Annotated in this window: 8 protein-coding genes; 2 read left to right on the forward strand and 6 right to left on the reverse strand. The window is 46.4% G+C overall.

Going from position 1 to position 10,074, the window contains the following annotated elements; genetic code table 11:
- Window positions 1-183: 183 nt before the first annotated feature.
- The gene (locus QN395_RS20205) at window positions 184-2,502 is read right to left on the reverse strand and encodes a xanthine dehydrogenase family protein molybdopterin-binding subunit (protein WP_322119111.1); all 2,319 of its coding nucleotides are present in this window, start codon (window positions 2,500-2,502) and stop codon (window positions 184-186) included.
- 206 nt (window positions 2,503-2,708) lie between these two features.
- Entirely contained in the window at window positions 2,709-2,897 is a 189-nt protein-coding gene (locus QN395_RS20210) for a DUF1289 domain-containing protein (protein ID WP_322119112.1), read from the reverse strand.
- A 235-nt stretch (window positions 2,898-3,132) separates the two neighbouring features.
- Between QN395_RS20210 and QN395_RS20215 the strand changes: the two genes are divergently transcribed.
- The gene (locus QN395_RS20215; protein WP_322119113.1) at window positions 3,133-3,735 is read left to right on the forward strand and encodes a MarC family protein; all 603 of its coding nucleotides are present in this window, start codon (window positions 3,133-3,135) and stop codon (window positions 3,733-3,735) included.
- Between the two features lie 73 nt (window positions 3,736-3,808).
- Here the strand turns inward: QN395_RS20215 and QN395_RS20220 are convergent, their stop codons facing one another.
- The 4 genes from QN395_RS20220 to QN395_RS20235 all read right to left on the reverse strand — a co-directional run bounded on the left by QN395_RS20220 (window position 3,809) and on the right by QN395_RS20235 (window position 7,701).
- Window positions 3,809-3,997: a hypothetical protein gene (locus tag QN395_RS20220; protein ID WP_322119114.1), complete on the reverse strand. Its 189-nt coding sequence runs from the start codon at window positions 3,995-3,997 to the stop codon at window positions 3,809-3,811.
- A gap of 113 nt (window positions 3,998-4,110) precedes the next feature.
- The gene (gene recR / locus QN395_RS20225; protein ID WP_322119115.1) at window positions 4,111-4,707 is read right to left on the reverse strand and encodes a recombination mediator RecR; all 597 of its coding nucleotides are present in this window, start codon (window positions 4,705-4,707) and stop codon (window positions 4,111-4,113) included.
- Window positions 4,708-4,865: 158 nt separating this feature from the next.
- Window positions 4,866-5,192 carry a YbaB/EbfC family nucleoid-associated protein gene (locus QN395_RS20230; RefSeq protein ID WP_323492852.1) on the reverse strand — a complete coding sequence of 109 codons (327 nt, stop codon included), beginning with the start codon at window positions 5,190-5,192 and terminating at the stop codon, window positions 4,866-4,868.
- Between the two features lie 82 nt (window positions 5,193-5,274).
- A complete protein-coding gene (locus QN395_RS20235; RefSeq protein ID WP_322119117.1) occupies window positions 5,275-7,701 on the reverse strand; it encodes a DNA polymerase III subunit gamma/tau in 2,427 nt (808 codons plus the stop codon).
- A gap of 342 nt (window positions 7,702-8,043) precedes the next feature.
- Between QN395_RS20235 and QN395_RS20240 the strand changes: the two genes are divergently transcribed.
- Window positions 8,044-9,633 (forward strand): hypothetical protein, encoded by a 1,590-nt coding sequence (locus QN395_RS20240; protein ID WP_322119118.1) that lies wholly within the window; start codon window positions 8,044-8,046, stop codon window positions 9,631-9,633.
- Window positions 9,634-10,074 lie beyond the last annotated feature (441 nt).

Here is a 10,074-nt window from a genome sequence, read left to right on the forward strand (position 1 = left end):
ACTTTCGACTGGCTGGTCAAAAGGCAGAATGCTATCGCATCTGACCCTTTGACTTTTTATTCAACGTTGCTCTTCGTGCTTGAATCCACCAAGCAATATAGTTCTTTACTTAACCAGGCAGAATTTTTTATACGGGTCCATTAGCTTAAGCCAGATCGCGTGGAAAGCTAGTCAGAATAATATTTAGGTGATATCCAAATGCAGAGGCAAGCTACGAAGACGCTTACCTGTCAGTGCAAATAAGGCATTAGCGACTGCCGGGGCAATCGGTGGAGTTCCTGGCTCGCCAATACCTTCTGGCGGATTGGCACTTTTGATAATAATTACCTGGATGTCTGGAGTGTCATTTATCCGTAAAACAGGATAATCGTGGAAATTGGTTTGCTCCACCTGTCCGTTCTTAATCGTAATATCGCCGTACAAAGCTGCTGACAAACCAAAAATAATTGCCGACTCCATCTGCTGCGTAATGATATTTGGGTTAACAGCGATCCCGCAATCCACGGCGCAAGTGACTTTGTGTACGCGAAGCTGATTATTCTCAACCGAGACCTCAGCCACTTGCGCAACGATAGAACCAAATGATTGATGCAATGCCACGCCATGCGCCCGTCCATCTGGAGCAGCACCAGCCTTGCTCACTGCCGCCTCCAATACGGCTAGATGTCTGGGATGTTGAGTCAACAATTCACGTCGAAAATTCACTGGAGTTTTGCCAGCAGCGTGCGCCAACTCATCAATAAAACTCTCTTTAAAGAACGCATTGTGAGAATGTCCTACAGAGCGCCAATAGCCTAATGGTACTGGCGTCGGCACAATCACATGAGCGATCTTTTGGTGCGGAAATTCATACGGCATATCGAACTCACCTTCTGCCGTTGTTTTATCAGGACCACCTGCAGGCAAGCCAAATGTGCGTTGCATCACTTGATGTGTGACAGAACCAGAAGCAGATTTATTGTCATAGGCGGTAATTTTTCCACTTCCATCAACGACCGCTGCAAAGCGTGCAATTGCGGCCGGACGATACATATCGTGGGTAGTATCTTCCTCGCGGCTCCAGATCAATTGAACTGGCGCGCCTTTAGTTTCTAAGGCGATTTTTACGGCTTGGATCACCATATCAACTTCTAGCCGGCGTCCAAAACCGCCACCCAAATAGGTCATATGCAGATCAACATTATCGGGAGAAATATTCGCGATCTTGGCTGCAACGCCAACGGCAATACTTGGAACCTGAGTCGATGCCCAGATTATTAATTTTCCGTCCTTAAACTGGGCGGTGCAATTCATCGGCTCCATCGTGGCATGCGCTAAAAACGGTGCACGATACTCTGCCTTAATCAACTGATCTTTGGCTGTCGCAGCAGCAAACCCAGACGCGGGATCGCCAACTTTATAATAAGTAAAACCAGATTCGGTATCCAATTGATTACTAAGTTCTTTAAATATGCCAGCACTAGACAAACCTGCATGTGCACCGGGAAGCCACTCTACCGGCAATGCCAGCAAGGCTTTTTTTGCCGACCAGTAATTTTTAGCCACCACCGCAATGCCAGCGACGATATGCTCTTGACCAGGACTGGACAAGTCCACAACATGCATCACTCCAGGCATAGATTTCACCGCATCGGCATTGAAGTTTTTAATACTGCCACCAATGGTCGGACTCATCTTTAGCGCGGCATAAAGCAAACCCGGCGGTCTGACATCAAGACCGAATACCGCACTACCATTGACCTTAGACGCTGCATCGGTGCGCGCTTGCGGCGTTCCTATTACCTTAAAGTCTTGTGGATTTTTTAAGCGTATTTCGCCAGGCTCAGTTTGAGATGCCTTCTGCGCTAAATCGCCATAAGCGAGGCTTTTGCCTGAGGAATGGATTACTTTGCCATCGGAGGTGTGACATTGCTCTGGTGGCACGGCCCATTCTTTTGCTGCTGCCGCTACAAGCATCGCGCGTGCGGTGGCACCCGCTTCACGCAATGGCCCCCAAGAATCTTTGACACTCGATGATCCGCCTGTTAATTGCAAACCCAGCTCGCGCGCAAATTTACCTGTCATCCATACCGCTGTCCGCTTTAACACCCCTGTGTCATCGGGATGAAATGGCAAACCATCAGCCATGACGACAACATTCCCATAAATTTTATCGATGGGAGCGTACATCGTTTTGATGCTATGCATGCCGACATCAAGTTCCTCTGCAATTAACATCTGCAAAGCGGTATGTATGCCCTGCCCCATCTCACTCTTATGCAGGGCAACCGTAACCGTGCCATCTTTAGCAATCTTGATCCAACCAGTCAAGCTTACTTCGTCATTCATCACAGGCAAAGCAGTACCACCGTTTTGACGTTGCCGTGGCGGCATCACACCCCAACCAACCACAAGCGCACCAGTAACGCCCAAGCCGCCCAGGACAAAACGACGACGCGACTTATTTTTGGGTGCTGCTGCAGTTATTACTTTGGATGTTGATTCCAGCTCAGGCTTTGTCATCGCTATGTCTCCATAATTTGATTATGTTTTTTTGGAACTTACGCAAAATTATCCAAGCTGCGTTGCAGTTCGTGTATTGAGGTACTAAGTGAAGTCCCAAGTGAAGTACTAAGAACTAAATTACTGCCCTCGTCACCACTCCTTGCTGAGGTGGTTTTTCGTAAGTTTTATTGTTAATTAAAGTTAGCATAGATAAAACACAGTGGTTATTTGTTCCGCCGCGGATACCCCTCAGACAATATGCGGCTCCATACAATTTCTTTTTGCTCTTGTGACATGAAAACCCACTCAGCAACCTCCGCCAATGTGCGACCACAACCGCGACATACATCGTCAAATGTAGTGGAACATACTGCAACGCAAGGGGTATCAGGTCGTTCTTTATTTTCAAACATAATTATTGCCATTCAAAGTCAAACTTAGTGATTTTAGTCCGTCTACATATACAAGCATCATCCAACGGGACATTTACCAGCAAGGACACAACAGTCAGAGCGTAATGTAAAGACCCGGTACTCGTTATTTATGACGAATAATAACGCGCTTTCTAAAATTGTCTTGTAGCACCTCGTCAATTCACTTACGATGCCTTACAGTCCATAGAACACCATCAAAGCACGCTAAAAAATTATGACCAAAGACTTTTTTCAATCTTTTATTTTACTGATACTGGTCACTGATCCGTTCGGTAACGTCCCAATTTTTGTCAGCGCACTGTCACATGTTTCGCCAGAGCGTCGCTGGCGTGTCGTGGTCAGAGAATGTGCGATTGCCTTTGCCCTGTTATTACTATTTATGTTTTTTGGTAAGCATTTTTTAACAGCGATGCAACTCTCGGATGTATCACTGCGCATCGGTGGCGGCGTAATTTTATTCTTGATCGCATTGCGTATGGTGTTTCCGCAAGAAGGCGGTATTTTTGGCGATGTGGAAGACGATCACGAACCCTTTATTGTGCCGTTGGCTATTCCTGCATTAGCAGGTCCCTCTGCTTTAGCAACCGTATTATTATTTTCGTCCGATAGCAAAATGGATGTCGCCGTACATCTAGCGGCACTCACCGCAGTAGCCATAGTCTGGCTCATTGTTTTACTCAGCGCAGAACAGATGCAACGGGTATTAGGCAAGCGTGTAATGACAGCGTTTGAACGTTTGATGGGATTGATATTGACAGCAATGTCAGTAGAGATGCTGCTAGCAGGAATACGCGATTATCTGAAAACTTTATCTTGACGCACAAGATTCAACGTCAAGATTAAAGGCAGAGATGAACGTGGAAATTAAACGTAAAATAAAATCCGACAACTCAAAATACAAACTCAGCAGATGAAGGTATCAGAGCTAAATTGTGTGCAGAATAGCGCAATTGCAACTCTGCATTTTGCGCGAGACCTTGCTCTACATTTTGCGCAAATAACTTATTATTAAAAGTAAAGTAACCGAGCAAAAACAGCAGCAAAGCGATAGCGAATTGTTTGAAAAATCGTCGATTCATATTGTCATCCTTACCTACTCAGTTAACTACCTACTTGGTTACCTAGTATCTAAAATCATTATGCATCTACCGGGTATTGATGCATAAATTGATGCCTGCTAATCCGTACTACATTATGTGGCGCGACGATCCAACATTGCCCTTGCAATCGTCCCGGCATCTACATATTCAAGCTCACCACCAACTGGCACTCCTCGGGCAAGACGGCTAGCTTTTAATCCACGTGATTTTAAAGTCTCGCCAATATAATGCGCAGTTGCCTCGCCCTCATTGGTGAAGTTGGTCGCTAACACGACCTCAACCACAATGCCATCTGTCGCACGGACGATCAGTTTTTCCAGATGAATATCTTTCGGCCCGACACCATCCAGCGGAGACAAACGCCCCATTAATACAAAGTACATGCCTTTGTATGTCATGGTCTGCTCAATCATCATTTGATCTGACGGCGTTTCTACTACGCAAAGTAAAGAGGCATCGCGCTCAGGATCAAGACAAGTCTCGCAAACATCACTCTCGGTAAAGGTATTACAAAGCTGGCAGTATTTAATTTTCTCTACAGCCTGCATCAATGCCCTACCCAATTGCGACGCACCGTCCCTGTCGTGTTGCAGCAAGTGATATGCCATACGTTGTGCAGACTTAGGGCCGACTCCGGGCAAGCGACGCAAAGCTTCTGCAAGAAATTCAAGACTGGTATGGGGTTTCACTTAGGGGGAATAGACCGTTAATAAATAAAAAACAGATAAAAAGCGTAGCGCGAAAAAGCGAAGAGACGAATTTTCTGCATGAGGACGAATAAAAATACGGAGGCAAGATACCAAAACTTAACATTGCAGAGGGCTTTATACCCTCTGCAAAAACGTACTTAGAACGGCAGTTTAAAGCCTGGTGGCAATGGCATGCCAGATGTCAACGCAGACATTTTTTCAGCCGATGTGGCTTCTGCCTTGCGTACTGCGTCGTTAAAAGCTGCTGCAACCAAGTCTTCTAACATATCTTTATCGTCGGCCAGCAAAGACGGATCAATCGTGACGTGTTTTACGTCATTTTTGCATGTCATCACTACTTTGACTAAACCTGCACCAGATTGCCCTTCTACCTCAACTAGCGCCAATTGGTCTTGCGCTTTTTTCATGTTGTCTTGCATGGCTTGCGCTTGCTTCATCAAGCCTGCGATTTGGTTTTTCATCATAAAAATCTCCTAAAACTTGTTCAATGGTGTTGATAAATGCTTAATTAATTTGTAGCTATTGGCCGAATCATTTTGTAAGAAATCAAACAGGTTTAATACTGCCAGTCACGATAGACGCGCCGAATTCTCGCATTAAAGACTGAATGAAGGAATCACTTTGTATCGATTTTTCTGCAAGCTGCTGACGCTCTGCGCGCTCAGCAACTGCCTGGGCGTTAGCGGTTTGCTCGACGGCACCGATTTTAGTCTCGACCTTAACTGTCTTTGCAAAACGCTCTGACAAAGCGAGCTCTAATTTTTCAACGCTGCCAGATGATAATAATGTTTGCAAAGGTACGCGCAAACTAAATACGAATGTATTACCGTTGATCTGGCAATCAATTAACTCACTTTGCTGCACTAATTGCTGTGCCACGCCACGCATCGGCAAACTGCTTGCCAGATTAGGCCAATGTCCATCCCAATTTAATTCTTGTATTGGTTTAATTTCTGTAACGCGCAATGCTATTTGTGGCGACTCCCCAAATGCTACAGAGTCAGTTGGCGCTTCACAAGCATTTATAGTTTGCGCCGAAATTGATATGGTCGGCTGAGGAGGGTTAACGGGAGGTGCTGGGTTTTCTGACTTCACTTGCACGGGAACAATCGCAGCCTGATCAAACTGATCATCAAAAGCAGCGGACTGAAAATGTGGCGGTAACTCATTAGAAGAGCTCGCTTCCATCATATCTTCGTCCCAAGGCGGCATGTCATCCATCCCGGCTGGCGCCGCTATTTTTGTCTGGCTTACGGTTGATGTGTGCCGCTCTTTTGTCGGAGAAACAACTTGCGTAGCGTTGGCAAATGACTCAACTGGGGCAGTTGGCCTAGCTGGTGCCGAGCTTAAGACTGGCACCGTAACAGGTGCCGCCATCGGACGTGTTGCAGATATTTCGGCAACTGCTGCACGACTGGCAACCGAAGGCTTACGTAAACCAGCAGCAGCTAACGCAGCATCACGAGGCGATAAAACAGGGACTGCCACCGTTGCTGGTAGAACTACCTGCGCTGCGATTGGAAGCGCTTCTGGTATTACTTCTGGAAGTATTTCCCCCACCTGCTGAGCAGTCGAAACAAGTTCAGCCACACGAGCTACCTGATTATCTTGAGCAGAAGATTCAACAGCCGGCACAGCCATAACTGGCGCAACGGGCGGTATCGCTACAGACATTGTTGGCGAGACTATTGCAGCGGAGCTTAAAGGTGGGCTGGATGCTAGCTGCCCACTAATTGAACTAGCTGAATTTACCGATCTGACTGAATTTACTGGGCTTACTACACTCGGCATAATTGGACGTTGAGGAACGCGGCCAGACGGCGCAGATCCACCCGAGCCACCAGCGCCATTACCTGCAATTGCCGCGCCACTATCAGACGGACGGAAGGCTAGCAAGCGCAGTAGCGTCATACTAAAACCAGCGTATTCATCCGGTGCTAACACCAACTCATTACGACCATGTACCGCGATCTGGTAAAACAGTTGAATCTCTTCTTTACCGAATAAAGCAGCGAGGCGAATAACATCATCGCGCTCTGGCATGTCCTCAGGCACAGCATCCGGCACCATTTGTGCGATGGCAATCTGATGCAGCAAACTACCTAAATCTTGTAGAGCGGATTTATAAGACAAGCTACGTGCCGCCATTTCGTCAGCGACATCTAGCAAAGCTTTGCCCTCTTTCACAGCCAAGGCATCGAGCAAGCGGATCAGATACGACTGATCTAATGCACCCAACATACCTTGCACTGCCTCTAAGGTCACTTTGCCAGCTGCATACGCAATTGATTGATCTGTCAGCGACAAGGCATCGCGCATAGAGCCATGCGCACCTTGTGCCAGCAAGCGAAGTGCCGGGACTTCAAATTCGATCTGCTCTTGGCCGAGAATATTTTCCAGGTGCGAAACAATATGACCAGGTGGCATCTGCTTCAAATTAAATTGCAGACAGCGCGACAATACCGTCACTGGAATTTTTTGTGGATCGGTGGTGGCGAGGATAAATTTGACATGCTCAGGCGGCTCTTCCAGCGTCTTTAACATGGAGTTAAACGCATGGTTAGTCAGCATGTGCACCTCATCGATCATATAGACCTTGAAGCGTGCATTCGATGGTGCGTAGACCGCTTGCTCTAGCAGCGCTGCCATCTCATCCACCCCGCGATTAGACGCCGCATCCATCTCGATATAATCAACAAAGCGTCCGGCATCAATCGCCACGCAGGCTTCGCACACACCACAAGGGTGCGAGGTGATGCCGCCGTTACCATTGGCACCGATGCAATTAAAGGATTTAGCGAGTATGCGTGAGAGCGTCGTTTTACCGACACCACGAGTCCCTGTGAATAAATACGCGTGATGCAGCCGTTGCTGCTCCAGCGCATGCGATAAGGCACGAACCACGTGCTCCTGCCCAACCAGCGTTTCAAAGCTTTTGGGACGATATTTTCTGGCGAGAACTTGATATGACATGACAGGATTTTACCTTATCCGACTCTGTTTTGACGTAGTGCAGACAAAGATCATTGATTAAAAATAATGGAGGTAGCAAACGGTTAATTCTCTGCCGTCAAGAAGGTGAAATATCTAAAAACACTGATTAGACTACTCAGGGCGATCCGGCAGCTTTTCAGATATGTCTTACAAACATTTGCTTAAGCCTAATAATTGTACTATAACGATAACATTTCAAAATAGATAACAAATGAAAGCCTGCCAGTCATGATGCATGACTGACTTCACCGATGTTCGTTAGAAAAATACGTCAACGTTCTCACAAATTACGCAGAGGCGTTACCAAAAACTAAGGATGGTATGAGCAATCCAAACGCCCCTTTTTACCCGATCATCTATGTGCGTGGCTATGCGATGACGCCTGCGGAAATCGATGAAACTAGCGCCGACCCGTTTTGCGGCTTTAATCTTGGCTCCACCGTATATCGTGCAGTGCCGGACAAAACGCGACAACCGCGTAAATATATTTTTGAATCACCCGTGATCCGGCTCGCCTCCGATTTTGACTATAGCGACGTGTACGAAGATGGTTATGACATCCTCGATCCTGAATGGGTCGCCGACCCAGACAATAAGCTAAGTAACCGCTCCATCATTATCTATCGTTATTACGACGAGGCCTCCCGCTTGCTGGGCATCGGAGAGACACCTAGCATCGAAGTATTCTCACAAAAATTAGCGGAACTCATTTTGCGTCTGCGAGATTTGGCCTGCGCTAATCCAGACAATCAAATCACGCCAGAAGATTTCCGCTGCTATTTAGTTGCTCACTCTATGGGTGGGCTGGTCTGTCGCGGCCTGTTACAAAATCCTGCAAATGACCCGAATAACGCCAAACAATATGTCGATAAATTCTTCACCTATGCTACACCCCATAACGGAATAGACATATTGGGAGCGAACATTCCCTCATGGCTAAGTGCATCGGACATGAACAATTTCAACCGCGAAAAAATGGCGGGCTATCTGGATTTGCAAGACACTTATGCCACAACTGGCCGCGTCGATTGGTTGCCGGAAGATCGCTTTCCATCCGACAAAGTATTTTGTATGGTCGGTAGTAACCGCACCGATTACGAAGTAGCGATGGGCTTATCCCGCACCTTTGCGGGTCATGGCAGCGATGGCTTAGTCCGTATTGATAATGCAATACTCCATGGCATCCATCAAGATGGCAGCGCCAGCACACCATGTGCAAAAGGCTTTGCCTATCGCTCACATTCTGGATATTTTGGCATCGTTAATAGCGAAGAGTCGTATCAAAATTTAACCCGATTTTTGTTTGGCGATGTGCGGGTAGATATCTGGGTTGATGTAGAAGAAATCCGCTTACCTGATGAAGTACAAAAAGCGGTAGACGATGGCCGCAACATCAACGCTTTATATCAATTTGAAATTCTGGCATCCCCTCGCGGCAAACTCTGGTATCTGACACGCCGCACCAGCGAAGAAGATTCTGTTGCCTGTATGAGCCAAGACGAATGGCGTACCGATCCAGTCAAAAACGGTCCTCAATACTTGTCCACCGTTTTCCTCGCCAACCGCTCCCGCGTCAACAAACAGCGCCGCTCCTTAGCGTATAGCGTCGCGCTGGGTGTAAGGGTACCGGACTACGAAATCGACCGTAAATTATGGATTAATGAACATTACGAAGGTGGTTACTTATTCCGTAACGCTATCTTGTTAGAAATGGTGCCGCCTGCCACTGATGGCGAAACATGGAAAATCCATTACGCATGGCAAAATAATGGTAGCGCTGCGGCCAATCAAGAAATAGAAACTGAAGGATTATGCGAGGGCAAAATTGATGTCAGCATCCCGTTCGATAGCGACACCACACCGGGAATTAGCGGCACATTGAGATTTGTTATTACCTGCTGGAATACATAGGCAGGACAGACCGCTTAATCAAACAAATAGATTGACAATATCCAAATATGTGCAGAAGTTAAAAAAACAAATCAAAAATAATTTTCGGCGTATTTTCAAGACAAATAGATAAAGAGTAATTCTGGGGAATTAGTTTTCTTGGTTTTGCTGCAATCCAGAGAAGAGAAAAATAAAGCCACCCCGCTCAGAGTGACTTTATTTTTGGCGATTTTTCGAATTTACTAACAACGCCGCATACATTGCATTTAATATCCTCCCAACATTTTTATTAAAAATACCCTACTATCCAATGATTAAATGGACAATTAAATATACATACTGGGAGTATATAATTTACATCCACCGTATTTTAGAATAAGGAAGAGGGCGGATTCAGCTACGAAGAGCAACGGGAGGTAAGTTTTAGGGGGAGTATATCCAAATTATAAAAAACCTCAAACG

It is taken from the genome of Undibacterium sp. RTI2.2 (assembly GCF_035018705.1).
GTDB lineage: Bacteria > Pseudomonadota > Gammaproteobacteria > Burkholderiales > Burkholderiaceae_D > Undibacterium.